Below are 25039 nucleotides of genomic sequence, written 5' to 3'. Positions count from 1 at the left end.
AATTTTAGGGTTAATGGCCATTCATTTGCAAATCTAAACATTTTGTAAAACTGTAGCTGAGATCACAAAAAAAAGCTTAAAAAAACCATAAATTGGATGAGTATATGATAGGGTATCCAAAAACTATGCAGAATCACGGTAACTCCCTCATTGAGAATTTACAAATCCTATCAAAATACAGTGCGATCGCTGTATTTTGGATTGGGTGCATCGTGATATTTGGCTGGTGCTTTGATATTAGTTTACTTAAAAGCGTGCTACCCGGTCTAGTCACCATGAAAGCCAATACTGCATTTGGCTTTGTTTTTAGTGGTCTTTGCCTGTGGGCATGGCATCAAAGCCCACAGACTCTAAAGACTCGGCAGGTCGCTCAAGGCTCGGCTATCTTAGTATTTTTAATCGGTTTTTTAACCCTAATTCAATATGGGTGGAACCTGGATTTAGGCATCGATCAACTGGTCTTTAAAGAGTCCTTAGATGCAGTAGCAACGGCTTCTCCGGGACGGATGGCGATCAACAGTGCCTTAAACTTTTTGATTGTTGGGTTGGCTTTAATAGCCATTGTTTTTAGGCGCAAAAATTATCTCAGTTCCCAAATTTTCACTCTCATGGGCTTTTTAATCGCTTATTTGGGTTTACTGGGTTATCTTTACGGCAACGCCTACTTTTATCAATATGGTTCCGCATTTACGGCGATGGCTCTACATACGGCGATCGCCTTTATTCTGATTACCCTAGGCATATTCCTGGCCAATCCCCACCGAGGATTAGTCTCATTAATTACCATGGAAAATGCAGGCGGAATTTTGGCGCAGCGTCTAATTCTCGCTGCGGTGATCATTCCGCCCTTAGTCTGTTGGGCGATCCTCTTGGGCTATCGTCACCAAATTTACACCGCAGAATTAGGCATTTGCTTATTAGGCATCATCAACGTGATTGTATTTTCGAGTTTAATTGCTTGGAATGCCAGAGCGCTGGGCAAAATCGATCGCAAACGTCATCATGCAGAAACTTCATTAAAACAAGCAAATGAAGAACTAGAACAGCGAGTGCAAGAAAGAACGCAAAAACTCGAACAAACCCTATTTGAATTACGCAGTACCCAAACCCAATTGGTGCAAACGGAAAAAATGTCTAGCTTAGGGCAATTAGTGGCAGGAGTTGCCCATGAAATTAATAATCCAGTCAATTTCATCTACGGCAACTTAAACCATGCCCAAGAATATACCCAAGATGTTTTAAATTTAATTGAACTTTACCAGCAGTATTATCCCCAAAGCGAAGCAGAAATAGAAGCAGAGATCGAAGCTATCGATCTAGAATTTATCAAAGAAGATTTACCCCGTTTAATCAACTCCATGAAAGTGGGTTCAGAGCGGATTAAGGAAATTGTCAAATCATTGCGTAACTTCTCGCGCATGGATGAATCTCAAGTGAAAGCAGTAGATATCCATGAAGGGTTAGATAGTACCTTAATGATTTTGCACAATCGTCTCAAAGCTAAACCCGAACATCCGGGAATTCAGGTGATTAAAGACTATGGAGATATTCCCCTAGTAGAATGTTATGCAGGACAGCTTAATCAAGTCTTTATGAACTTAATTGCGAATGCGATTGATGCCTTAGATGAATATAATCAAGATCGTACCTATGCAGAAATTGAGCAAAATCCTAGCTATATCCGCCTTCAGACTTACCAAGAACAGAATCGAGTAAAAATTGTGATTGAAGATAACGGTTTAGGCATTCCCGAAGAATCTGTTCTCAAGCTATTCGATCCTTTCTTTACCACCAAGCCTGTGGGTAAAGGTACAGGTTTGGGTTTGGCAATTAGCTATCAAATTATTACGGAAAAACATCAAGGGGAATTGGTTTGTATTTCCCAGCTCGGAAAAGGGGCTAAATTTGAGATCACCTTACCTCTAGCCCTTGAAAAATTGCGTTTCTCGGAGAATTTTGGATAGAAAGAGGAAGAAGATCGAAACCCGTGGGGTTGCTAAAGTTTAAAGGGTTTGAGCCAATTTTGGGCAAAGTCGATCGCCTCAGCTTCGGTGGTGACTTTGCCTTGAATTTGGGCGATCTGAATCTCGGTTAATAATGTACCGATTAATTTGCCTTTGGGTAGGTTAAGGGCTGCAATTAAGGTATTGCCAGAAATCGCCGGTTGGGGATAAACCAGGGAATCGTCAGGATTGAGGTAGCGATCGCATAAGGGGGCGATCGCCTCCAGAGCCACCCCTGCCACCCGTGCTAACAGCATCAAAGTGGGAAACACGGGGCGGATCGCCTGAAAGAAAAAATACTGGTCTCGCAGGCTCATTTTCTCCGGGTGCAAGATATCGGGTAACCGTTGCAAAACAGAGAGTGCTGCCCGAATTTCGGCGCGACTCAATTTCAGATTTTTGAGTTCTGCCTCGGCTTTTTGGACTTCTGGAGCAATAAACAGGATTAACTTAGCTAAACTAATTCCATGGGTGGGTTGACTGGCGAGAATGGGTTGATTAAAGTATTCGGGTAATTGAGGCCAGCGATCGCAAAATTCCTGCACCACCCAATCCACCTGATGCACTTGGCTGACGCGCTCGGCACAGGTATGGGGAAACCAACCGGTTAACACCCCATCCTTCCAAGCCCTTTCTAAGGCTTCACTACCAGAAGGCAAATTGAGTAAATAGCCCAACTCCATCCGTACCCGTTCGGCGGCTACCTGACGCAATTTTGGCGCTAACACAATCAGTGTTTCTTGGGTTTGGGAGTCAAGAGTAAAGCCCAGTTGACTCGCTTGGCGATAGGCTCGTAAGAGTCTGAGGGGATCGTCGGCCAAATTTTGCGCCGATACCATGCGGATGACTTGCTGCTGTAAATCTTGACAGCCATCTAGGGGATCAATTAACCTGCGGGTAAAGGGATTATAGGCGATCGCATTAATCGTAAAATCCCGCCGCTTTAAATCAATCTGTAGGCTTTCCCCCTCCTGTTGGGCAAAATCTGCCGTTGCCTTTTCAAACACCACCCGCGCAATTTGCCGCCCGGCATCCAACACCACAAACCCAGCCTGATAAAATCGAGCAATCTGACGAGCCGTTTCTACCGCCTTTTCCGGCAGCACAAAATCTAGATCTAGATAGTCCCGTTGCCGTTGTAGCAAGCTATCCCGCACCGCTCCCCCCACTAAACAGGTATCTTCAGGAAGCCATTCTAAACCAAAGGGCCAAGTTTCTGGACGAAGAGCAGCTACGGTTAAGTCAAGCATGATGGGTTACAATCTGAACATATTTGGGCAACCTAAAGAACGAATAGGTTAGATTAGCAAAAAAGCTGAGGGAAGAGGAGTCTGCTTTATCCTTCTCTTTTTCTATTGTGACGTTTTAGCTTGATGTTGGATTATGTGCATTTGTGTCAATTGCGAATATGTAGACCGTTGCCTTACCTATCATGCCGTGGAAGGTCAACACCAACAACCCCATCTGACAGAAAATCCCGATTTTGAAGCCATCAACCCTGAAATTAATGTCAATATCCGCCATCGGGATCATGAAATTGAGATGGAATGGGATGTCGTTGGGTGCGAGAGTTTTAAGCAAGAACAGGGAAAATGGGCAAGGTTGCGCCCAGGGGAGTTGATTCCTACTTAGCATAGACACAGGGATGGAGGGACGCGCAGATGCGGAGAATTATTGAAGAACTCTGAAATTATTCCCCATTCCCCCATTCCCCCACTCCCCCATTCCCCCATCCCCCCATCTCCCCATTCCCCCATCTCCCCATCTCCACCATGAGCTACTGCTTCAATTTAAACTGTAAAACTCCCCAGAATCCTGGTGAAGCCCAATTTTGTCAAAGTTGTGGCTCGAAATTACTGGCGGGCGATCGCTATCGGGCGCTGCGTCCCTTGGGTTCAGGAGGGTTTGGGCGGACTTTATTGGCGATCGATGAGCATAAACCGTCACATCCTAGTTGCGTGATTAAGCAGTTTTTGCCCCAACAACAGGGAACCCAGAATAGCAGTAAAGCGGCGGAATTGTTCCGTCGAGAAGCCATTCAGCTCGAACCCTTGGGGGAACATCCGCAAATTCCCCAACTCTATGCCTATTTTACGGAAGGCGATCGCCAATATCTGGTTCAAGAATACATTAACGGCCCCACCTTAACCCAAGAACTGACGGAAACAGGAGCCTTTAGTGAGGAGAAAATCAAGCAACTGCTGACGAATTTACTGCCCGTGCTGCAATTTATCGGCGATTGCCACATCATTCACCGCGACATTAAACCCGATAATATTATCCGTCGTCAAGAAGACGAGCAACTCTTTTTAGTCGATTTCGGTGCAGCGAAATATATCCATCTCACCCCCCAACAACAAACCGGAACCATCATCGGTAGCGCCGCCTATACTGCCCCCGAACAACTGCTCGGTAAAGCCACCTATAATAGCGATATTTACAGCTTAGGCGTAACTTGCCTTTATTTACTCACCCAAATTCCGCCCTTTGAACTCTTTGACAATGGAGAAAATAATTGGGTATGGAAAGACTATCTACCCCAACCCATCGATCCAGAATTAACTCAAATTCTCGATAAAATGGTTCATACCGCCACCAAATATCGCTATCAATCTCCCCAAGAAATTCTGACCCAACTTAACCCTTCCACCTATATCAATACTGCCGGATTTTTACCCTTAGAAAAATCTCAATCCAATTCTGAATATGCCCTTTCCATAGCTCCCGCCCCCACCAACCAAACCCAAACCACCCTACAAACTTCAGACGTAAAAACAGAAGTCGAAAACGCTTTAAAATCTACCCTAGATCCCTATTGGGTAAAACTAAAAATTTATTGGGGAAAAAAGCATTTTACCCTATTTCTGATTCGCGATGAAGATACTCCAGTTAATTATACTTATCTGGTTAAAAAAATCGAGGAAACGATCGCTAAATTTTCCTTAGACAGCATAAAAACAGTGAAAATCTATGGACGATTAAGTAAAAACCAATCACCAGAATGGCAAAATATTCTTAATTTAACTTCACCCTTAGAATTCTTCTGGCTACATAAAGCTAAACAAAAATTATCCCATTACTCCGATCAAGAGTTTTGGTTATCCCAATTAGAGAAGAAAGAATTTTGGTTAGATCTACTGTTGTTTAGTTTGATCTCTTTTGTTTTTACTGCCAGAATTATACTACTTAACCCGATTTTGGGTTTTCTAACAGCATTGGGATTTATGTTTGTGCGAAATCTAATGCGCGATCATCCTAAATTTCAAGAAGAACAATGCTTGAAACATTGGGTAGTCATAGGTGGCCTATTAGGATTAATGAATATACATATCTTTTTATCAGATACCTTTGCCTTGATCCTGTCTGCTTTTGTGATTGCTTCCCCCATATTCTATATCAAAGGTGTTTTTAAGTCATAAGAGATTAAGGAACCGGACTTCTCTTTAAACATTCCATCACTAACTTAATGGTACGATTATCAGCTAACATCCAGGGATGAATGAGAACGGGAACAGTGATATTTTTGCCCACGGGAACTTGGGAACTTTTGGCGGGCAAAATCATTAAATCGTTTTTCGTCCAAATGGAGGTAAACTGAATCGAGTTCAATTGCTGGAAATCACGGTTTAAATCCTTTAAAAACTTGCTCTTGGGACGCATTTGCACGCAACCGGGATTTTGGCGCACATAGGCCATTAAACTGCCATAATGGGGAGAGGATAGGGTAATAAAGCGATCGCATCTTTGCAACCCTCCCAAGCGCTGCAAGTAGTACCGGCTAATGATTCCTCCCATGCTAAACGCCACAATATCGAAGCGGGTATCTGGACTAAACCTTCCCTCGACATACCCTTGAATTTGTTCGGCCAATCGATCTAAACCCACCTTACCATTATTGGGCACTAGATCTAGAGCATGGGTCAACCATCCTTGACGCTCTAACACCGCAGACATTTTTCTAAATACGGCTCCAGTATCATCAATACCATGAATGAGTAAAACAGGATTGCGAGTCGCCATAAAAAATCCTCAGCCAGAGAAAATCGGAGTGTTACTAAAAGTGTAACCTGGGCTAATCCCCCTTGCAGTTATGCCATTCTGGGATAAGATTGGGGGGACGTGACAATGAGCGATAATTCTCCTGTGGATGAGCAACTTTTGTTTATAGTCGATACTCCAATTGGCTTTCAAGTTCAAACAACAGTGAGTTACTGGGAATTGATTACTACAATTAAGCATCCGATTATGGAGGGAAGATTAGAAGATGTGAAAGAAACATTGACTCATCCTGATATCATTCATTTGAGTAAGAGTGATTCCCAAGTTTATTTATTTTATAGAGCCGATGGGGATAGAAGATGGGTCTGTGCAGTCACCAAACGATTAAATGGTAATGGATTTTTGATTACGGCTTATCGTACCAGTGCAATCAAAGAAGGAGAAAAGATATGGCAAAAGTAAAAGTTTTTCATGACACCATTGGCAATACTTTGGTAGTTTGGTTCGATGAACCAGAAGATGAATATGAAGTCGAAGAAACCGGAGATGAAGTGATTTTGATGAAGAATCGAGAAGGTCGAGTAATTGGGTTTGAAAAGTTGAATTTTGTTAGAGGTGATACTGATAGAACTCAGGTTAACTTTGAGGCAATTACGGTTAATTAACTGGGGGTTTGACGCAAGGGGATCGGAAATTCACTGTATAACAGAGTAAACTATTGAGATCTCTGAGCCATTATAAAAAATCCTCAGCCAGAGAAAATCGGAGTGTTACTAAAAGTGTAACCTGGGCTAATCCCCCTTGCAGTTATGCCATTCTGGAACATGGGGACATGGAGACGCGAGAAGATATCCCATTACCCATTACCCATTACCCCTATTCTTATGACTAAACCGATCTATTTTCTACCCCTATCCTTGCTACTTACCGGATGCTTGCAAACGACTGCAAACATCTCTGTTATTCCTTCTACTTCACCTAATACCATGATCCAAGCCGCTAACCCGATGGAACCCCCTGCTGATTTGACCACCAACGGCCTCTGGGTGACCTCAAAAGAGGGTCAAACCCAAGTTTTCCCCTTAAAAAACACTTCAGTTAATGCCAAGGTTTCTGGCAATGTTTCCCAGGTGGAAGTAACCCAAACCTTTGAAAATCCATTTGAAGACCCCCTGGAAGCGGTGTATGTGTTTCCCCTGCCAGATGAGGCGGCGGTGTATGATATGGAGATTAAATTGGGCGATCGCATCATCAAGGGTAGCATTAAGAAGCGGGAAGAAGCCCAACAAATCTACGAACAAGCGAGAGCAGAAGGACGCACTGCGGGACTTTTAGAGCAAGAGAGGGACAATATTTTCACCCAATCTTTAGCCAATATTCGACCAGGGGAAAAAATCGAGGTCACTATTCGCTACACGGACTCCCTCACGTTTGAAGGGGGAAATTATGAGTTTGTCTTTCCCATGGTGGTAGGGCCGCGCTATATTCCCGGTAACTCGATTCAGGGAACAGAAGATACAGATCAAGTGCCTGATGCTTCTCGGATTACGCCTCCCGTACTGAAGCCGGGGACGCGATCGGGTCATGATATCCAAGTTTCCGTTAACATTGATGCTGGAGTTCCCATCAGCAATATTAGCTCGACTTCCCATAAAATCTTAGTGCGAACCCAGCGCAATATCACCGAAGTTCAACTCTCGCCAGAAGACCAAATTCCCAACAAAGATTTAGTGTTGCGCTATCAAGTTTCTGGACGAGAAACCCAAGCCACTCTCCTGACGCAAAAAGATCAAAATGGGGGACATTTCGCCGCCTATTTAATTCCCGCTTTAGATTATCAACCCAAGGAAATTATCCCTAAAGATGTGGTATTTCTGATGGATACTTCCGGTTCCCAGTCGGGCGCACCCATTGCCCAATCTCAAGCCTTGATGCGAGCATTTATTCAGGGTTTAAATCCGGATGATACGTTTACAATTATCGATTTTTCCGATACAGCTCGCCAGTTGTCTGCTTCTCCGCTCACCAATACCCCACAAAACCGCCAAAAGGCACTCTCGTATATTAACCAACTCAATGCCGAAGGGGGAACGGAGTTAATGAATGGCATTAACGCGGTGATGAACTTTCCCCCACCTCCAGAAGGACGATTAAGGAGTGTCGTTTTACTCACTGATGGTTATATTGGCAATGATCAGGAAATTATTGCGGCAGTGCAAAAGAATCTCAAACGGGGAAATCGCTTGTATAGCTTTGGTGTCGGCAGTTCTACCAATCGATTTTTGTTGGATAGACTGGCAGAAGTGGGCCGGGGAACCGTGCAAGTGGTACGCCAGGATGAGAATATTGATCCAGTGGTGCAGAAGTTTTTTAGCCAAATTAATAACCCAGTATTGAGTAATATTGAGGTAACCTGGAGCGGTGCAGGAGAGGCTCCAGAAATTTACCCCCTCGCGCCTCCAGATCTGTTTGCTAGTCAGCCGTTGGTGCTGTTTGGACGCAAGGCAGATAGCCAGCCAGGGACGTTAAGTATTCAGGGGGTTTCGGCAGGGGGAAAACGCTATGAACAGGTGTTCTCGGTCAATTTTAGGGGGGATAGTGAGGCAATTTCCCAGCTCTGGGGTAGGGCGAAAATTAAGGATCTGATGACGGGGATGTATGGTGGGGAAACGAAGTCTGGAGTCGATGCAGTGACGCAGACTGCTTTAGATTATCGCCTGTTGTCTGAATATACGGCATTTGTGGCCGTGAGTGAGGAGGTGCGCGTTAATCCGAATGGCGAACGGGTGCGGGTGGAAGTGCCCGTAGAATTGCCCGATGGGGTGAGTTATGAGGGTATTTTTGGTACACCACAAGATCTAACTCTTTCCCAAAGTTCTGGAGCGGTGACTAGAGGAGGATTTGCACCGGCGGCAAGGGTTGCAGCGCCTATGCCTGGTTCTGCGCCACCCCCTCCTGCTCCCCAAATGAATGCTGCGGAAATGGAGGTTGCTGAGGAACAGAAGGTACAAGTAGAGCCGCGCATTGAGGTGGTGAAGGCTGAGGGATTAAGTGAGGAGGCGATCGCCGCTTTAACTCAATATATTCAGTCGATCGCTATTGCTGACGGTATTTCCGGAGATCTCACCTTAGAAGTCTGGACGAATAATGGGCGCGTTCGTCGGGTGCTTCTCGATGAGGAGAATTCCACGATCGCAGACGAAAATGTGATTCAAGCGGTGCGATCGGTTTTACTCGGCTGGCCAGTTCCCCGTTCCGTTCAGGGTACAGTGTCGGTAACCTTGCGAATTCACGGGAATTAACCGATCTTAGAGACAGGGAAACCTGTCTCTTGTAGCGATTGCCCATCTTCGCTCAACGGCGATCGCTCAAAAACTGACACAAAGATGGGAGAGAAATGGGTTTAGCCTTGTTCCCACTGACGAACTTCTTCAACAGACAGTCCCAAGACTTCAGCCACTTCTTCGCTACTCATACCCATACTCAAAAGCCTAGGAATCGCTGCTTTCTGCGCCTGTTCGGCAGCATTAGCTCGTTGATTAGCCATCTCCGCCTCTTCCTCTGGCGTGGGTATCCAATTGCCCTCTGCATCATACCAGCGTAACCATTGTCGCTTTAATCCATGGTATTTCCCGAACCATAATCCCAGTCCTAATTCTAATTCTGGAAACCAGAATCTCGATTCAGTCAGTTCTTGCTCTTGATAGCGATTTCCTTGCAGTTGAAAGACCTGCAACTTGTCTCGATAGCGGTCAAAAACAATATAGTAGGGAATACCGAGAATTTGCTCGTAGACTTCCCATTTGGTGGGCTGTTTGCCCCGTCGCTCCGTTCGACCTAAGTCTTCATTACGGGTTCCTGGGGAAAGCAGCTCCATCATCACTATGGGTGGCACTTCTTCTTGCCAGAATACATAACTTAATCGAGGTTCGGTTTCGTTATACAGGTGAGGCACTCCCACGACAGCATACCAATCCGGTCGCTTGTACCATAGGGTATGTTCGGGGTCATAGTACAAATTTAAGTCACCAGCAACTAGAATTTGTTCGGGGGGATAGATGGGGGGATGAAATGTGGCGCTACAGAGTTCGGCTTGCCACAGATGATACAGGTCAGGCAATCCAGAATCTCCTATTTCTTCACTCGGTAAATCGTACATGGTGGGGAGGGTTTCTTTTTCGGGAAAAGGAGGAGAAACCCGCTTGAAAATAGTTTCGGTGGGAGGCATAGCAATGGAGTTTAGGTTGGGTGGTTGTATTCTAACAATGTAAAAGAGGGGTTATCTTCATAAACATTGGTTTGATGCTTTTTTTAGAGTATTTGCGATCAAAAAAAACAGTTCATCAAGCATCAGCATAAACCTCTTGCAAAGCCTCTTGGGCTTCTTGACGCAATCCACGGGCAATGCGGAACAATTCTAATCCGGTATGTAAATAATGTTCATCATAATTATGAGGAAACCAGGAGAATTCATCAAGACCATCACTAACTTGGTTCAGACAATAGTAGAGATGGGCGGCAATACTGGCAACGGGCCCAGGATTGGGTAGAGAGCGAAACCTAACTTGAGCTTCATCTAATAAGGCGCGACAATTTTCTAAATACAGTTGAAAATTTTCGAGCAATTGCTCATCAAAAGGATCGGCAGAAAGATCATCAATTTCTGCTTCGATAGAGTTCAGAATTTCAAGTAAGGAAATATTGACGGGATGATAAACTCTCACGAGCCATTGTTGCCAATGTCGATCGGGATCTAGATTGGGTTTGCCAGAACGGGGGGGAGATTTGGGGGATTTGGGGCGATCGCCCCCTGGTGTATAAGGAAAATTTTGGCGATCGTAGACTCGGCGACTATGGGGATCGCTCAGGGTTTCATAGGCTAGATTAATCTCCACCATCCGGTCAGCATTACCCGCCATGGGATCGAGATCCGGATGATAAAGTTTCACCAAACGGCGATAGGCTCGGCGAATCTCCTGTGTCGTTGCTGTTGGCTCAATTTCTAGGGTTTGATAGTAATTCACATCTTTTGGTAATGGGTAATTGGCCATTTCCCCCTATCCCCCTATCCCCCCATCTGCTTATTCCGGGTCTTGGAATAACGGCGTACTCAAATAACGTTCGCCAAAACTCGGTTGAATCATTACCATTAATTTACCTTCATTTTCGGGACGCTTACCAACTTGAATAGCCGCACACAGAGCTGCACCACTGGAAATCCCAGAAAGTAAACCTTCTTCTCTGGCTAAACGCCGACCATAGGCGATCGCCTCCCGATCAGAAACAGTCACCACTTCATCAATTAAATCTACCTTCAAAACCTCTGGCACAAAGCCCGCTCCAATTCCTTGAATTTTATGAGGCCCCGGTTGGCCACCCGATAATACAGGAGAAGTGACCGGTTCCACGGCGATCGCCTTAATTTTTTCATTTTTCTGCTTTAGCACCTCTGCCACTCCAGTAATTGTGCCACCAGTCCCCACACCCGCAACAATCATATCCACCTGGCCATCCGTATCTGCCCAAATCTCCTGAGCCGTCGTTTTCCGGTGAATTTGAGGATTCGCTGGATTTTGGAACTGCTGCAACATATAAGCATTAGGGGTTTCTTCCGCCAATTCCATCGCCCGGCGAATACATCCCCCCATACCTTCCGAACCCGGAGTCAAGATTAACTCAGCCCCATAAGCCTTAAGCATCGCTCGCCGTTCTGAACTCATGGTTTCTGGCATTAACAAGATTAACCGATAGCCTCGCGCAGCCGCCACCATGGCCAAGGCAATCCCCGTATTGCCAGAAGTCGGTTCCACCAATACCGTCTTTTCTGGAGAAATTAACCCCTCTTTTTCCGCCGCATCAATCATATTCACCCCGATTCGGTCTTTCACCGATGCGGCTGGGTTCATACTTTCGAGCTTGACCACAATTCTGGCTACACAGCCCTCTGATTGGGGGATGCGGTTCAGTTGAACTAAGGGCGTATGGCCAACTAACTGGGTGATATCTTGTGCGATTTTCATGTTGAACAGGTGAAACGATTAGATAGAGAACTGTTGCCCATTGTCCCAAAGCCTATGGACAACCGGCAAGTTTGAGGTAATAAGTAATCAGTAAAAGCGTAAACGATTAATCCTCACTGCACTATTGTCAAAAAACCGGGTTTCTAGAAACCCGGTTTTTTGTTGCACCTTCCATTAAGAAGCCAGAGAATTAGACATCGGTAGATAGCTTAAATCAACCTGTTCAACTTGGGGCGTGTATCCTAACCAAAACACAGAACGAGACCTAAACTGTTGAGGAGAACCACTAACACCAAATTGGGTGGGCTTAGGAGCCTGGGTATTTCGCCAACCCAGCAAATCCAGCTCCTGTGCAGTAGCATTAGCTACATGAACGGCAGGATTAACAATTTGTACGGATTTGGGCAACAGTTGGCGAATGACCGAATCTAAAAGGGGATAGTGGGTGCAGCCATAAACCAGGGTATCAATATTTTGTTGGAGTAGAGGTTGCAAATAGGAGCGGGCCACCTCATAAGTATAGGGATCGTTAATGCGATTTTGTTCAATCAGGGGCACAAACTCTGGGCATCCCACTTGCCAAACCTGAACCGTTGGGTCTACTTCAATCATCGCTTGGCGATAAGCTTGACTGGCAGCCGTAGCAGGAGTAGCAATCACCCCAATCCGTTTACCCACAGAAACAGCCGCTCTCGCGGCTGGTAAAATCAACCCCAGGATAGGAGTTGAAAACTCACCATTAATGGCTTCTAAGGCTAAGGCATTACTGGTATTGCAGGCCATAACAACCATTTTCACCTGTTGCTCTTCCATCCAGGTGATAATTTCCCGTACAAATTGAATAATCTCTTGAGGCGATCGCGTACCATAGGGCAAGCGTGCCGTATCTCCAAAATAAACAACCGATTCTTGGGGAAGCTGACGATAGAGTTCGCTTAGAACCGTCAGTCCACCCACACCGCTATCAAAAACCCCAATTGGCCGATGATTGATGGTCATGCTTCGTATTTACTCCAAATCACTCACTCACACCATGGGGTTTAGCAGGATACGCTTCCCCCCATTAATAGTTTTGCTGAATATGGCGCAAAATGCCATTAGCAATCCCTTGAGCCATCTGACGACGGAAGACCGGACTCGCTAATTTAGCCGAGTCTTCTCGACCCGTGATAAATCCAGTTTCCACCAAGACAGAAGGCATGGATGTATTGGTCAGCACATAAAATCTAGCACGACGAATCCCGCGATCGCGAATATTTAAAGTTTGCAGAATACTATTATGGATATCGCGAGCTAAAGCCTGACCCGCTTCATAATAGTAAGTCTCTAACCCATTGACTTCCGGACGGCTTAGACTAATGGCATTGGCATGAATACTCACAAACAACGTCGCATTCGCCCGCTCGGCCGTATCCACCCTAGGCCCTAAATCAATTTCCCGGTCATCCCGACGAGTCAGCACCGCTTGCACCCCATTTTGCTCTAGGATAGCCGCCACTTGATTGGAGATATCCATCACAATATCCTTCTCCCGCAGTCCATTCCCCACCGCTCCAGGATCAGCCCCCCCATGACCGGGGTCTATGGCTACCCGAATACGAGTATTGCGAGGAGGAGTTGGAGTAGACGGACGAGGATTCGTCGTCGGAGGTGGCAAAGGTTGGGGACGAGGGGGAGTCGGAGGTAAAGGATTCGCTGGTGGCGGCACATTAATCGTAATGCCATCTTGAGGCGGTAGAGAAGATGGGGGCTGTGTCGGTAGTGGCCTTACAGAAGCATTAGCCGATACCAGTTCCTGATTCACAGGCCAAGATGGCTGTGCTTCTTGGGTAGATAAAATACTACTACCGGGAACTGGCATGAGAATAACGGCATAGGATTGGCTAACTGCTTTCCAATCTGAACTGGCAGGAGTTACATCTAAAGTCACCCGCACAATCGAATCCTCCAATTGGCTCATCTGGATTTGGCGCACCCCTCGACTATTAATCGGTAAAGGTTTTTGATGTAAATCTGGCGCTAAGGTGACTCCCTCAAAATCAATCGTGATTTCTTGTTGATTAGAGGTGCGTTTGACAGACTTCACTTCTGGATTATCTCCATTCACCCGTAAAAAAAAGCCATCACGGGTCACCCGAAGAGCTTCTACCACTGATGCAGCGCTGCTAGAAGGAACCGGTTGAGGAGCAGAAACGGGAGGAGGGGTAACTGGTGTTTGCTCCCGTTGAGGATTAGGAATTTGCACCACCCATTGACGAGGGGAAATCCCTTGGAATTTCACTTGATTGGGGTCAATAGTATAACCGGGTTTGAGTTCTACGACTAAGCGAGTGGTATTAGAATTAAACTGCCCCGTGCGGACTTGGGCAATGCCAGGAGTATTGACCAACTGCTCCCGTAAAGCTCTGCCTAACTGGATTCCGGGCAGGTCAATGAGCAGACGAGTCGGCCCATAAATGAGTTGCGCTCTCGGTTGGACATTGGTATCGGTGGTAAACTCTAAACGATTATTTCTGGCATCAAAGCGCCAATTTTCCAAACTGGCTGCATAGACGGGAGATGAGAGCAGCCATAATCCTAAAACACCTGGTAAAAGCCAATGAAGTTTCACGCCGTTTCCTCGCTGATGATCGCAATCCGCCCTTGCTGCTCCGACAATCACTACATCAGCTTGGGAAATGAACCCGCTATGAGGGCGTGAAACTTTCCGAACGTAGCTCTAGTAGTTTTGCCGGATATACAGCAAAATTCCATTGGCGATCGCCTGGGCCATTTGATTTCTAAAGGCTGGAGTCGCTAACCTCGGAGCATCCTCAGCTCCGGTTACAAATCCAGTTTCTACTAATACGGCGGGCATCGAAGTTCTACGGAGAACATAAAAGCGAGCGCTTTTTACTCCCCGGTCAGTCATCGGTATGCTCCGGAGGATGGAACCTTGAATCGCTTGGGCTAGGCGAGCGCCACTGTTGTAGTAGTACGTTTCCACTCCATTAATATCCGGGCGACTCATACTAATTGCATTGGCATGAATACTAACAAAGAGAGTCGCATTAACCTGTTCGGCAAAGTTCACCCTAGGGGCGAGGTCTATTTCTACTTCGCGATCGCGGGTTAACATCACTTGCACCCCATTTTGTTGCAAAATTGCCGCCACTTGCCGAGAGATATCTAACACGACATCGGTTTCTCGCAATCCCCCAATCCCCACTGCACCCGGATCGCGGCCGCCATGGCCCGGATCGATCGCAACCCGAATCCCAGAATTAGGCGTGCGTCCAGGGGCAGGAAGGGGCCATTGGGTCGGGGGTGGAAAAGTAGGAGTCGGTTGGGGATTAGCCTGTCTAGGAACAGGAATAGGAATATTGGCTGAGGGAGGATTCCCAGCAGTGGCAATGGGGGGCAGAGGTGAACCACTCGACCCCAAGGACAAGGCAATCACCTGGGAACCCGCTTGATTAATCTGTCCCAAGGTGAATCCAGAACGAGGAGTCATAGAAATGACCACCGTTTCCCCATCAGCTTGTTGCACATTAAACCGGGTAAAGGGACTATTGCCACCAGTGGCAATCTGAGGCGGATTTTGCCCTAAGCGAGCGGGAGATACGCTTAAGGTATAGACCGAAGGATTGGGCCATTGCCCCACCGCATTGACTGGGCCGCTGGCACGAATCACCAATTGGGAATTATTACCAGACAATTCGATCGCCTGAATCAGAGAGGGTTGACTGGGGGTCTCTCGACCCGTTCTATTACCCCTGGGGTTCGGGGTCGGTTGTTGAGCAACGGGCCGAGCGACTGGGGGAAGGGTCGGGGGAGGATTAGATTGGGTTGGGGTTGTGCCTTCTCGTTGGGGTTCGGGCAGTTGTACCGTCCATTGGGAGGCAGAAGATCCGATAAATCTGACTTGAGAGGGGTCGAGAGTATAGCCCGAATTTAATTCAATGACGATGCGGGTGGTGTTGCGCTCAAATTGCCCGGTTCTCACTTGTTTAATCCCTGGGGTAGAGACCAGTTGGGAGCGAATTTGGTTACCCAACGTTGTACCGGGTAAATCGATCACTAACCGGGTGGGATTAAAGATTAGTTGGGCCGTGGGTTGAACCTGGCCATTGGTGGCAAATTCCAGACGATTGTTTCTGGCATCAAACCGCCAATATTGTAAACTGGCTGCTTGGACTGGAGCTGACCAGAGCCAGAGTCCTAAAAGGCTAGGAAATAACCAATGCAGTTTCACAGATGGGCCTCTAGAGTGACTAAATTTCATGACGGTTGATTGGGAGGAGTCTGTAATTAAGATTCAGGTGATGAGTATATTACAAGTGCAGACCAATCGGGAAAAAAAAGATGGGGGGCAATCTGGGTTCCGGTTGCGATTCGATCGCGATCCGGCCAGAGATTGCACCCCCATGATGAGAGTTTTCAATGCCGATAGATAGAGATCGCCTGATTATTGGGTGTCTGATTCGGCGATCGTTGCGGGTTCTTTTTTCGGTTCTGTACTTGAACTGGGTGAGGTTTCTGATTGTTGAAAAGCAACTCTTAATAATGGTGGCGCGACAAATGTGGTGAGAATGACCATCACAATAATCGCTGCATCTAGGGATTCGGGTAAGATGCCACTGGCAGAACCGACTCCAGCAAAGACTAATCCGACTTCTCCCCGTGGTATCATCCCCACACCAATCGCGATCCGATTCACCGGTTCACCACCGAAGAGGGTAAATCCACTCACGACTTTACCGACCATCGCCACTACCACCAGGAAACTGGCAATAATCAGTCCTTCCCGGTTACTGGGAACGGCAGGGTTAAGAACCGATAGATCGGTTTGGGCCCCAACTGTAACAAAGAAGACGGGAACGAGCATAAACCCAATCGGCGCGACTAATTCTTCTAACTCCCGATGTCTCTCGGTTTCGCCTAGAATTAAACCGGCGGTAAAAGCGCCTAAAATGGCTTCGAGTTGAATGACTGCGCCGATATAGGAAAAGATAAAGGCAATAATTAATCCACCGATTAATAGGGTTCCTGGGGTCGTCAGTTTATTGATTAACTCCATAAAGTAGGGCATCACCAGGCGGCCTAAGATAATGGAGCCAATCAGGAAAACGGCAGCACTGATGACCAGATAAATAATGCTGGAGACTTCAACTTCTCCTTTTTCGGCTAAAGAGGCGACGATCGCCAGAATAATAATGCCGAGGATATCATCTAATACGGCTGCACCGATAATGATTTGTCCTTCTTTGTCATTCAGACGTTTAATTTCTGCCAGCACTTTCGCCGTAATCCCAATACTGGTGGCAGTTAAGGCTGCACCGGCAAAGATGGCGGGAATATTGGGGACATGGAAAATATAAATCAGTCCCAATGTGCCGGTTAAAAACGGGACGACTACCCCAGTCACGGCGACTAATGCTGATTGCACTCCGGCATCAATAAGTTGTTTTAAATCTGATTCTAAACCAATTTGAAACAGGAGAAAAATAACCCCTAATTCTGATAAAACCGAGATCACTTCACTTTGGGCTAGAAAAACACCATCGGCTGCTTCTGGGGTTAAACCGGCTGTTTTTTCCAACAAGGTAATAATTAGAGATTCCTCTGCACCTGCCCCGCCTTCTGGAAAAACCAGGAATTTGAGGACAGATACCCCAATGACGACCCCTCCCAAAAGCTCTCCGAGGACTGGAGGTAAGTCCAGACGAGCGCATAATTCACTACCAATTTTACTGGCCAGATAAATAGTAACAAGGCTCAGAAGCACCCCAGCTAAGACGAGGGTAGGACTGGTCGCTCCGGCTTCAGTTGTTGTGGCTAACAAGGGGGTGAGGCTGGTTGGGGTGTGAGAAAACACCCAAGGCAATATTTCAACCATTATGTTATTTCACTCATCGATGTCTACTGTACAAGGTTCCTTACAAATGTAAAGCAAATCTGAAGAAAAGCGAAAGTAAAAGTTTCACATGATTGCGATTAGAATACACGATGATTTAAGCTGGGCATTTGTCGGCGCACTTGTTGTAAACGGTCGGGACGGATTTCGGCAATCGCCACTCCCGGTTCTTCTCCCGCATCGGCGAGAATGATGCCCCAAGGGTCGATAATCATGGCATGGCCGTGGGTTTTGCGGCGAGCATAATGGCAGCCGGTTTGGGCAGGGGCGATACAATAACAGGTGTTTTCAATGGCTCTAGCTTGCAATAAAACTTGCCAATGGTCTTTTCCGGTATAAGCGGTAAACGCCGCCGGGACAAATAAAACTTCCGCCCCTCGTTGAGATAAGGAGCGGTACAATTCCGGAAAACGCACATCATAACAGACGGATAATCCTAAGCAACCGAAGGCTTCGGACTCATGGATGGGGGGCAGTTCGGTTCCCGCTTGTACGGTTAAGGATTCTTGATAAGTATTTCCATCGGGCACATTGACATCAAATAAATGGACTTTTTGATATCGGGCCAGTTCTTCACCGTTGGGGTCAATCAATAGGGCTGTATTGTGGACTTTATCACTGCTGACCGGCATAGGGAATCCGCCCCCTAGGAGGGTCACCTGGAACCGTTGAGCCATAGTTTTGAGAAATTTCTCGGTCTGCTCGGCGATCGCCCCGGCTTGGGCAATTTTTTCGGCTTCTGTGCCTAAAAACGAGAAGTTTTCCGGTAAGCCAATCAGTTCGGCTCCTTGCCGTTTAGCTAAGTCAATCAGGTCTTCCGCTTCAGCGAGGTTTTTCTCCAGATCTGGCTTACTGGTCATCTGGATAGCGGCTGCGAGATAGGGTTTCATGTTCTAAACTGGATATGAGGAATAAACATAAACTATCTAGCATACCGCTTGGATGGGTCTTAGGGAAGAGTCGGGAAGGTGAATCAATATCTACGGTTAATTTAGGATTGACGGCGTTTCCGACTGGCCAATAAACCGACTAAACCAAGGGAGAAAACGGACAAGGTAGCCGGTTCGGGAACGGGAACCCCTGGATCTCCTTCAACTAATTTAATCTGATAGGCGAGATTAGAATTATTCGGTTTCTGACCTTCTAGCCAAGTCATGGTGGATTTTCCAGTTAAGGTGAAGTTACCGACAATATTACTGATGTGAAGGTAGTCAGCATCAACGTAGCCACAACCAACTCCACCGGAACAAGAGGCGCTAGAGAAATCACCAATACTCGATGACATGACTTCATCGCTCAGGAATAAGTTATCCACCACCATACTGGTTCCTTCTTGGCGAGCGCTGGTGCGGATGTAGAGGTCAGAAAAATTATCCTCGAAGATTTCAGTTTTGCTCAGTACAATATTATCTACTGTATAAGTGAGGGTGTTAAGCAGGCTATCAAAAACTAAGGAAAAATCAACAGCTTGACCGCTAACCCAATTATCATAGTTAGCTTGAACCCGATTTTGGGCACTGTTGGTACTATCGTGAATGTTAATTTCATGATCTCCTACCCGACCAATTCGGCTTTCGGCTGCCCAGGGAATGTCTAAACCTAAAGCGTCAAATTCTGCTCCGTTGAGATGACCGCCGATGGTGAAAGCTTGGGCGGTGCTGGTTATTGATAGTACACTTAAGGTGGTGGTAGTGGCGAGTATCGCCGCAAAAACTTGAGAGGATTTCATCGTTATTTCTCCTGGGTAGGGCACATTTAGGAATTTGAATCAGATTGAGTGCAGGTCATATCCCTAATGTAAGCTACCGGTTTTGCTGGTGACTAGCTTAAATCTCCTTCTTTACCAACTCTTCACATGGGTATGAAGATTGAGTAAACTACAGAGAGGCGATCGCCTAATCCAGATTTTCCGCTCTTGACTGGGTACAATGTTGAGTAGTCTTAGGGCGGGTTCACCTCATCGGTCTTCGGTATCCTAAATCTTGGAGAACTCGCCCCTACAAGGTACTCAACGTGATAATTTTTGCATGACTTTTTCATTCTTGAGACTTCAAAAGTTTAATCTTTGGCTGGCCCTAATTCTGCTGCTCTCCCCTATTCTAGGAACCCTCACCCAAGTCAAACCCAGCTCTGCGGCCGTCAATGCCTATTGTCAGTTATCCAATCAAGAGCGGCAAGAAAAAGAACAATTACGCCAAGCCGCCCTGAGTGGAAATCCAGAAGCCCAACGGCGCTATCAAACTTTAGTTCAACAACATACAGCCCAATTGCAAAATTGCCGCGCCCGCACTTGGCCCCAAACCCAGGCGATTTGGCTGCGGGTTTATCCCTGCGATCTATTTAATGGCAATTTAGACCGGGTGATGGATGAAATAGTTAATAAGGGCTATAACGAGGTCTATGTTGAGGTATTTTATGATGGTCAAGTTCTCTTACCCGTTAATGATAATCCCACCCCTTGGCCCTCTGTGGTTCGGCTTCAGGGACAGGAAAACGCCGATCTCTTAGCCCTGACGATTCAGAAAGCTAGGCAAAGGGGATTACGGATTTATGCCTGGTTATTTTCGATGAATTTTGGCTATAACTATAGTCTTTTGGGCGATCGCCAACAAGCCCTAGCCCGCAATGGCAACAACCAAACCAGTGTCTCCGTCCATGATGCAAAAGATACTGGTTATGATGTCACGGGAGGAGACACCGAACAAGTCTTTATCGATCCCTATCATCCCCAAGCCAAACGAGATTACTATTATTTAGTCAATTCCATCCTCAAGCGTCAACCCGATGGGATGCTGTTTGATTATATTCGCTATCCTCGACTCACCGGCCCGGCTTCGGTGGCCACCAAAGTCCAAGATTTATGGATTTATGGCCCCGCTTCTCAACAAGCCCTCTATCAACGGGCGATGAATAACAAGGGTCGGGACTTAATTCAAGCCTATATCAGTAAGGGATATATTACAGTCGATGATATTCAAGCCGCCAATCAGCGCTATCCCCAAGAAGGGGAACCCCTGTGGCAAGGTCGCCAACCTCCCCAAACTGCCCTCAGCTTAAAGCAACAGCAAGACCGCCTACAACAGGAACTCTGGTTACTCGCCGTTGCCCATGCTCTACAAGGAGTCATTGATTTTCTCGCCCTTGCCAGTGCCCCTGCCCAACGCCAAGGATTACCCACCGGAGCCGTATTTTTCCCCGATGCCAACCGAGTTGTGGGTAAAGGTTATGATTCTCGCCTGCAACCTTGGGATAAATTCCCAACTTCTATGGAATGGCATCCTATGTCCTATGGAGTCTGTGGGGGAACCGAGTGTATTACTGAACTGGTGGAGCGGGTGTTGAGTATGGCGGCTGAAGGAGTGCAGGTTAAACCCGTCTTAGCAGGACAATGGGGACGAGCAGACAAAAATCGCCCATCTTTGGAAGAGCAGATGCGCGATCTTCAGCGTTGGCAAGGTCAGATTTCTGCCATTAGCCATTTTGCCTTTTCTTGGCAAGAACCGCAGATCGATCAACAACGGCGCTCCTGTCAAGTTAGGTAAGATTTTAAGGAATCGTTTTAGTAAAGTGTACCGACAAAGAAATCAACGGTTTGCTGATTCACCCATCCGTGGCGAACGGCAATTTCTCCAAATCTGAGGCCCGTTTGGGACTGATAGGTGAGGATGGTTTGAATTTGTTCCTCATCTAAAATGCCTGCACCCTTAAGGGATTGCCCTAGGGGTTGTTGGTAGGTTTTGAGTTGGTGGAGCTGTTCGGCGAAAAAGTCGGCGGTTTCAGATTTGATCCATCCCCACATGGCGGAGATTTCCCCGAAGCGTAAATGGTGATGATCTTGTTGGTAGGCTAAGATGGCTTGTACTTGGTTGTGGGTAAGGAGTCCAGCTTCTTCCAGGCTCTGCCCAATGAGTTTAGAGGACAGGATTGACTCTTGTTGTTCTATATGAGAAATACTGGCGCTTAGGGGGGGGGTATGGTCAATTTCATGGCCGATCCACAAGGGCCAAAATAGAACAATCCATCCTAAGCGTTGAGACTCGGTTGAGTTCATGCCTTCATGTTCTTTGCGTGCGCTGCTATAGCAGAGTGCCCCTGAAAATACATAGGAGATCAGGGCATAAGCCATTAGAAATGTACTCATTAATTCCCCCGTTAAAGAATTTAATTTCTGATCTTAAGGGAAATCATACCGCAATTTTTCGGAATTAGAGACCGTAGTTTTACGATAATTTTTATGAAGTTAAAATTAAACGTCAATATAATTACTGTTTTTCTTCCATTTCCACTTTAATAATCATGACTTAATGAGCAAGATAGGTGCTAAAGAGTCTGCCTATCTTGCTTTTAGTTCAGTGTTAATTAAGGTCTAAAATTCCAGGGTTTTCTCGGAAGACACAGAGTTAACCTGATCTAACCAAGCGTACAGTTGTTCCCCTTCTAAGACTTCGGTTTCTAAGAGTTCTTCGGTCATGTTTTCCATCAGTTCTTTGTTGTGAGACAAAATACTGAGGGCTTTTGCATATCCTTTTTCTATGATTTCTTTGATTTCACGATCGATGGTTTGGGCCGTATCATCGCTCATTATGCGGCGGGGGTTGCCACTACCATTACTAAGGAAGTTTCCGGAGGAGAGTTTTTGATAGGCTAGGGGGCCTAAGACTTTGCTCATGCCGTAGGTGGTGACCATTTGTTCGGCGAGGTTGGTGGCTCGTTGCAGGTCGTCGGAGGCTCCGGTGGATATTGTGCCAAAGATGAGTTCTTCGGCTGCTCTGCCGCCGAGTAACATGGCAATTTGGTCGCGCAGTTCCCATTCTTCCATGAGGAAGCGGTCTTCGGTGGGGAGTTTGAGGGTGTAGCCGAGGGCGGATAGACCACGGGGAACGATGGAGATTTTGGCGACTTTGCTGCCTGCTGGCATTAAGGCTCCGATGATCGCATGGCCGACTTCATGGTAGGCGACTCGTTTTTTCTCGCGATCGCTCAATACGCGGCTCTTTTTCTCTAGTCCGGCGATCACGCGCTCGATCGCCTCTTTAAAGTCGGCTTGGGATACGGCTTCTCGGTGGTTGCGAGCAGCGAGTAATGCGGCTTCGTTGACGAGGTTGGCAAGGTCGGCTCCGGCAAATCCGGGGGTTTGGGTGGCGATCGCCCTCAAGTCGATATCGTCTCCAAGTTTGACTTTATTAGCATAAATATCTAAAATTGTCAACCTTCCGGCTAAATCCGGTCGGTCTACTAAGACTTGGCGATCGAAGCGTCCGGGACGCAACAGGGCAGCATCTAAGGCTTCTGGGCGGTTGGTTGCCGCCAAAACAATCACGGTAGCATCCCCCACTCCAAAGCCGTCCATTTCCGTCAAAAGCTGGTTTAGGGTTTGCTCCCGTTCATCATTGGAGCCACTTTGCACCGCACTATTACTGCGGGATTTGCCAATGGCATCCAATTCATCAATAAAGATAATACAAGGGGCTTTCTTTTTTGCCTGTTCAAATAAATCCCTTACTCGTGCCGCTCCTGTACCCACAAATAGCTCGACAAATTCTGAAGCAGAGATACTGAAAAAGGAAACTTTCGCTTCTCCGGCAACGGCTTTAGCTAACAGAGTTTTTCCTGTTCCTGGAGGGCCGACTAATAATACCCCTTTAGGAATTCTTGCGCCAATTTTTTTGAAGCGATCGGGACTTTTGAGAAACTCCACAATTTCGGCTAATTCAACTTTGGCTTCTTCCACACCAGCCACATCTGCAAAAGTGACTTTATCCGATGCTCCTTCTACATAAATCTTAGCTTTACTCTTACTAATTGCCAAAGATTGGGAATTGCCCCGATTGAGGAAAAATTGAAAAGCAACGACTAAAATAATCGGCGGAATCACCCAATTTAAGAGAACAGCAAACCAGGTATTCGTCGGCGGGGGTGCGGCTTGAAATAGAACTCCATTTTCTTCTAAACGCTTGACTAATTCTGGGTCAAAGAGGGGAGTGGTTGAGAGCAGGGGGCCGAGTTCTTCTGAGCTATTTTCCGATTTCAAGCGATAGCGAATTTCTTTGGAGCCAATTTGCACGCCAGAAATTTTATTCTCCTTCACCTGAGTGAGAAATTCACTGTAGGGGACGGTGGGAACTTTCGGCCGTGTAAATTGAGGGAGAATATAGTTAGCGGCAACAATTACTCCAGCAACACCCACTAAAATCCAGCCCATCTGTTGCGGTCGAGGTAATTTAGGTTTCTTCTTAATACTCATTACTCATTACTCCAGTTGTTGGGGAAAAATAGAAGAGTTGCCATTTTCCTTGAATTTGGCCAAATTGGATTTGGGGGTCTAGGGGAGAATAGACATAGCGGTTATAAATATAGCCGGTGTCTCCATTGGGTAAGTGGATGGCTGTCCATCCATCGAGGGGACTGGAAAGGGCATCGGGGGGTTCCTCGGAGGGGGAAAGACTCCGGGTTAAGACTTCGTTGGAGACGATGGCGATCGCCTCGCTATCAATATCGGGGGAAGATCGTACATTCACCCCCAATCCCACCACTACCACCTGATTCTTTTCCCAGTCTAGTCTAGGTTGGGGCGAGTGGGTTGAGGGGGGATAGGCTTGTAGCAGTTCAGATTGTACAGGGGGACAAATCCAGAGGGAGGTAAAGGGGTCGATTTTAGCATCGGTGGGATTTTCTTCGGCAATACATCCGAGGGCGATCGCCTTTTCCAGCACTTCCCAGATGCGGGCTTCTCCCATTTTTTCCGACAAAGGACTCCCCTCTGGTAGCAATCCGGTAATAAATTCCCGATCGCGATCGGCTACTGCATGGCGAAATTCCCGCCGAAAGCGATCGAATTCGCTTCCTGGTTCTACATCATCTCGTTCTAAGAGGTTTAACGGACGGCTTCCTGAAGGAGTCTCTATCGACGCAGTAGGGAAAATTGCAGCAGGAAAAGGGGTTGGTGAAGGTTGGGAGATGGGATCGTTTACCACTGGGCGATTATGCCAGAATAGGGCAAAGCTGGCTCCCCCTAGGGTGGCTGTCACCAGAGTCATGAACAATAGGCTATAAAGGTTAATCATTTACTCTTTAATGGCGATCAGTTCCTCTTGGTATAGTTTTGAGGAAGCAATTGAGGT

22 protein-coding genes are annotated in these 25039 nt (G+C 46.7%); 8 read left to right on the top strand and 14 right to left on the bottom strand.

Going from position 1 to position 25039, the window contains the following annotated elements:
- Nucleotides 1-125 precede the first annotated feature (125 nt).
- Nucleotides 126-1964 (top strand): sensor histidine kinase, encoded by a 1839-nt coding sequence (locus AC3FZD_RS20430; RefSeq protein ID WP_488737786.1) that lies wholly within the window; start codon nt 126-128, stop codon nt 1962-1964.
- A 32-nt stretch (nt 1965-1996) separates the two neighbouring features.
- On the opposite strand, the gene AC3FZD_RS20425 is transcribed toward AC3FZD_RS20430, so the two are convergent.
- Complete coding sequence (locus AC3FZD_RS20425; protein WP_488737785.1) at nt 1997-3253, bottom strand: tRNA nucleotidyltransferase/poly(A) polymerase-related protein; 1257 nt, start codon at nt 3251-3253, stop codon at nt 1997-1999.
- Between the two features lie 133 nt (nt 3254-3386).
- Here AC3FZD_RS20425 and AC3FZD_RS20420 point away from each other — a divergent pair, with 133 nt between their 5' ends.
- Nucleotides 3387-3635 carry a Ycf34 family protein gene (locus tag AC3FZD_RS20420; RefSeq protein WP_488737784.1) on the top strand — a complete coding sequence of 83 codons (249 nt, stop codon included), beginning with the start codon at nt 3387-3389 and terminating at the stop codon, nt 3633-3635.
- A 140-nt stretch (nt 3636-3775) separates the two neighbouring features.
- Nucleotides 3776-5422: a protein kinase domain-containing protein gene (locus tag AC3FZD_RS20415; protein ID WP_488737783.1), complete on the top strand. Its 1647-nt coding sequence runs from the start codon at nt 3776-3778 to the stop codon at nt 5420-5422.
- Nucleotides 5423-5426: 4 nt separating this feature from the next.
- On the opposite strand, the gene AC3FZD_RS20410 is transcribed toward AC3FZD_RS20415, so the two are convergent.
- Nucleotides 5427-6023: an esterase/lipase family protein gene (locus AC3FZD_RS20410; protein WP_488737782.1), complete on the bottom strand. Its 597-nt coding sequence runs from the start codon at nt 6021-6023 to the stop codon at nt 5427-5429.
- Between the two features lie 105 nt (nt 6024-6128).
- Between AC3FZD_RS20410 and AC3FZD_RS20405 the strand changes: the two genes are divergently transcribed.
- The 3 genes from AC3FZD_RS20405 (at nt 6129) to AC3FZD_RS20395 (ending at nt 9304) form a co-directional block, all read left to right on the top strand.
- On the top strand, nt 6129-6464 hold the full coding sequence (locus AC3FZD_RS20405; protein WP_488737781.1) for a DUF4258 domain-containing protein: 336 nt from the start codon (nt 6129-6131) through the stop codon (nt 6462-6464).
- Nucleotides 6452-6667, top strand: a complete 216-nt coding sequence (locus AC3FZD_RS20400) for a DUF2283 domain-containing protein (protein WP_283754282.1) — start codon at nt 6452-6454, stop codon at nt 6665-6667. The genes AC3FZD_RS20405 and AC3FZD_RS20400 overlap by 13 nt, the downstream gene beginning before the upstream one ends.
- A 219-nt stretch (nt 6668-6886) precedes the next feature.
- Nucleotides 6887-9304, top strand: a complete 2418-nt coding sequence (locus AC3FZD_RS20395) for a VIT domain-containing protein (protein ID WP_488737780.1) — start codon at nt 6887-6889, stop codon at nt 9302-9304.
- Between the two features lie 101 nt (nt 9305-9405).
- On the opposite strand, the gene AC3FZD_RS20390 is transcribed toward AC3FZD_RS20395, so the two are convergent.
- The 6 genes from AC3FZD_RS20390 to AC3FZD_RS20365 form a co-directional block, all read right to left on the bottom strand.
- Nucleotides 9406-10230: a Uma2 family endonuclease gene (locus tag AC3FZD_RS20390; RefSeq protein WP_488737779.1), complete on the bottom strand. Its 825-nt coding sequence runs from the start codon at nt 10228-10230 to the stop codon at nt 9406-9408.
- Between the two features lie 115 nt (nt 10231-10345).
- Nucleotides 10346-11053: a J domain-containing protein gene (locus AC3FZD_RS20385; protein WP_488737778.1), complete on the bottom strand. Its 708-nt coding sequence runs from the start codon at nt 11051-11053 to the stop codon at nt 10346-10348.
- Nucleotides 11054-11083: 30 nt separating this feature from the next.
- Entirely contained in the window at nt 11084-12022 is a 939-nt protein-coding gene (cysK, locus tag AC3FZD_RS20380) for a cysteine synthase A (RefSeq protein ID WP_488737777.1), read from the bottom strand.
- Nucleotides 12023-12196: 174 nt separating this feature from the next.
- Nucleotides 12197-13021: a glutamate racemase gene (murI, locus tag AC3FZD_RS20375; RefSeq protein WP_488737776.1), complete on the bottom strand. Its 825-nt coding sequence runs from the start codon at nt 13019-13021 to the stop codon at nt 12197-12199.
- Between the two features lie 64 nt (nt 13022-13085).
- Nucleotides 13086-14684: an N-acetylmuramoyl-L-alanine amidase gene (locus AC3FZD_RS20370; protein WP_488737775.1), complete on the bottom strand. Its 1599-nt coding sequence runs from the start codon at nt 14682-14684 to the stop codon at nt 13086-13088.
- A gap of 57 nt (nt 14685-14741) precedes the next feature.
- A complete protein-coding gene (locus tag AC3FZD_RS20365; RefSeq protein WP_488737774.1) occupies nt 14742-16256 on the bottom strand; it encodes an N-acetylmuramoyl-L-alanine amidase in 1515 nt (504 codons plus the stop codon).
- A gap of 28 nt (nt 16257-16284) precedes the next feature.
- Here AC3FZD_RS20365 and AC3FZD_RS20360 point away from each other — a divergent pair, with 28 nt between their 5' ends.
- The gene (locus AC3FZD_RS20360) at nt 16285-16458 is read left to right on the top strand and encodes a hypothetical protein (RefSeq protein ID WP_488737773.1); all 174 of its coding nucleotides are present in this window, start codon (nt 16285-16287) and stop codon (nt 16456-16458) included.
- 11 nt (nt 16459-16469) lie between these two features.
- Here AC3FZD_RS20360 and AC3FZD_RS20355 read toward each other — a convergent pair whose 3' ends face one another.
- The 3 genes from AC3FZD_RS20355 to AC3FZD_RS20345 form a co-directional block, all read right to left on the bottom strand.
- On the bottom strand, nt 16470-17900 hold the full coding sequence (locus AC3FZD_RS20355) for a cation:proton antiporter (protein ID WP_488737772.1): 1431 nt from the start codon (nt 17898-17900) through the stop codon (nt 16470-16472).
- A gap of 98 nt (nt 17901-17998) precedes the next feature.
- Complete coding sequence (locus AC3FZD_RS20350; RefSeq protein ID WP_488737771.1) at nt 17999-18808, bottom strand: carbon-nitrogen hydrolase family protein; 810 nt, start codon at nt 18806-18808, stop codon at nt 17999-18001.
- A 101-nt stretch (nt 18809-18909) separates the two neighbouring features.
- Nucleotides 18910-19647, bottom strand: coding sequence for a PEP-CTERM sorting domain-containing protein (locus tag AC3FZD_RS20345; RefSeq protein WP_488737770.1), 738 nt, complete (start codon nt 19645-19647; stop codon nt 18910-18912).
- 298 nt (nt 19648-19945) lie between these two features.
- Here AC3FZD_RS20345 and AC3FZD_RS20340 point away from each other — a divergent pair, with 298 nt between their 5' ends.
- Nucleotides 19946-21460, top strand: coding sequence for a family 10 glycosylhydrolase (locus AC3FZD_RS20340; protein WP_488737769.1), 1515 nt, complete (start codon nt 19946-19948; stop codon nt 21458-21460).
- Between the two features lie 17 nt (nt 21461-21477).
- Here AC3FZD_RS20340 and AC3FZD_RS20335 read toward each other — a convergent pair whose 3' ends face one another.
- The 3 genes from AC3FZD_RS20335 to AC3FZD_RS20325 all read right to left on the bottom strand — a co-directional run bounded on the left by AC3FZD_RS20335 (nt 21478) and on the right by AC3FZD_RS20325 (nt 24982).
- The gene (locus AC3FZD_RS20335; RefSeq protein ID WP_488737768.1) at nt 21478-22059 is read right to left on the bottom strand and encodes a cyclic di-GMP-binding domain-containing protein, MshE-related; all 582 of its coding nucleotides are present in this window, start codon (nt 22057-22059) and stop codon (nt 21478-21480) included.
- A 225-nt stretch (nt 22060-22284) separates the two neighbouring features.
- Nucleotides 22285-24162, bottom strand: a complete 1878-nt coding sequence (gene ftsH, locus AC3FZD_RS20330) for an ATP-dependent zinc metalloprotease FtsH (RefSeq protein ID WP_488737767.1) — start codon at nt 24160-24162, stop codon at nt 22285-22287.
- The gene (locus AC3FZD_RS20325; protein ID WP_488737766.1) at nt 24152-24982 is read right to left on the bottom strand and encodes a hypothetical protein; all 831 of its coding nucleotides are present in this window, start codon (nt 24980-24982) and stop codon (nt 24152-24154) included. Before AC3FZD_RS20325 ends, ftsH begins: the two co-directional genes overlap by 11 nt.
- Nucleotides 24983-25039 lie beyond the last annotated feature (57 nt).

The sequence above is a fragment of the Roseofilum sp. KMC-1 genome, from assembly GCF_057802075.1.
This window is presented reverse-complemented; position numbering and strand designations above follow the sequence as displayed.

What these genes read in the sequence shown, in the direction of transcription:
- AC3FZD_RS20335 (WP_488737768.1), bottom strand. Translation starts at nt 22,059, where the DNA reads ATGAGTACATTTCTAATGGCTTATGCCCTGATCTCCTATGTATTTTCA.
- AC3FZD_RS20325 (WP_488737766.1), bottom strand. Translation starts at nt 24,982, where the DNA reads ATGATTAACCTTTATAGCCTATTGTTCATGACTCTGGTGACAGCCACC.
- AC3FZD_RS20390 (WP_488737779.1), bottom strand. Translation starts at nt 10,230, where the DNA reads ATGCCTCCCACCGAAACTATTTTCAAGCGGGTTTCTCCTCCTTTTCCC.
- AC3FZD_RS20340 (WP_488737769.1), top strand. Translation starts at nt 19,946, where the DNA reads ATGACTTTTTCATTCTTGAGACTTCAAAAGTTTAATCTTTGGCTGGCC.
- AC3FZD_RS20425 (WP_488737785.1), bottom strand. Translation starts at nt 3,253, where the DNA reads ATGCTTGACTTAACCGTAGCTGCTCTTCGTCCAGAAACTTGGCCCTTT.
- AC3FZD_RS20395 (WP_488737780.1), top strand. Translation starts at nt 6,887, where the DNA reads ATGACTAAACCGATCTATTTTCTACCCCTATCCTTGCTACTTACCGGA.
- AC3FZD_RS20385 (WP_488737778.1), bottom strand. Translation starts at nt 11,053, where the DNA reads ATGGCCAATTACCCATTACCAAAAGATGTGAATTACTATCAAACCCTA.
- cysK (WP_488737777.1), bottom strand. Translation starts at nt 12,022, where the DNA reads ATGAAAATCGCACAAGATATCACCCAGTTAGTTGGCCATACGCCCTTA.
- AC3FZD_RS20345 (WP_488737770.1), bottom strand. Translation starts at nt 19,647, where the DNA reads ATGAAATCCTCTCAAGTTTTTGCGGCGATACTCGCCACTACCACCACC.
- AC3FZD_RS20400 (WP_283754282.1), top strand. Translation starts at nt 6,452, where the DNA reads ATGGCAAAAGTAAAAGTTTTTCATGACACCATTGGCAATACTTTGGTA.
- AC3FZD_RS20430 (WP_488737786.1), top strand. Translation starts at nt 126, where the DNA reads ATGCAGAATCACGGTAACTCCCTCATTGAGAATTTACAAATCCTATCA.
- AC3FZD_RS20415 (WP_488737783.1), top strand. Translation starts at nt 3,776, where the DNA reads ATGAGCTACTGCTTCAATTTAAACTGTAAAACTCCCCAGAATCCTGGT.
- murI (WP_488737776.1), bottom strand. Translation starts at nt 13,021, where the DNA reads ATGACCATCAATCATCGGCCAATTGGGGTTTTTGATAGCGGTGTGGGT.
- AC3FZD_RS20360 (WP_488737773.1), top strand. Translation starts at nt 16,285, where the DNA reads ATGACGGTTGATTGGGAGGAGTCTGTAATTAAGATTCAGGTGATGAGT.
- AC3FZD_RS20420 (WP_488737784.1), top strand. Translation starts at nt 3,387, where the DNA reads ATGTGCATTTGTGTCAATTGCGAATATGTAGACCGTTGCCTTACCTAT.
- AC3FZD_RS20410 (WP_488737782.1), bottom strand. Translation starts at nt 6,023, where the DNA reads ATGGCGACTCGCAATCCTGTTTTACTCATTCATGGTATTGATGATACT.
- AC3FZD_RS20405 (WP_488737781.1), top strand. Translation starts at nt 6,129, where the DNA reads ATGAGCGATAATTCTCCTGTGGATGAGCAACTTTTGTTTATAGTCGAT.
- AC3FZD_RS20350 (WP_488737771.1), bottom strand. Translation starts at nt 18,808, where the DNA reads ATGAAACCCTATCTCGCAGCCGCTATCCAGATGACCAGTAAGCCAGAT.
- ftsH (WP_488737767.1), bottom strand. Translation starts at nt 24,162, where the DNA reads ATGAGTATTAAGAAGAAACCTAAATTACCTCGACCGCAACAGATGGGC.
- AC3FZD_RS20355 (WP_488737772.1), bottom strand. Translation starts at nt 17,900, where the DNA reads ATGGTTGAAATATTGCCTTGGGTGTTTTCTCACACCCCAACCAGCCTC.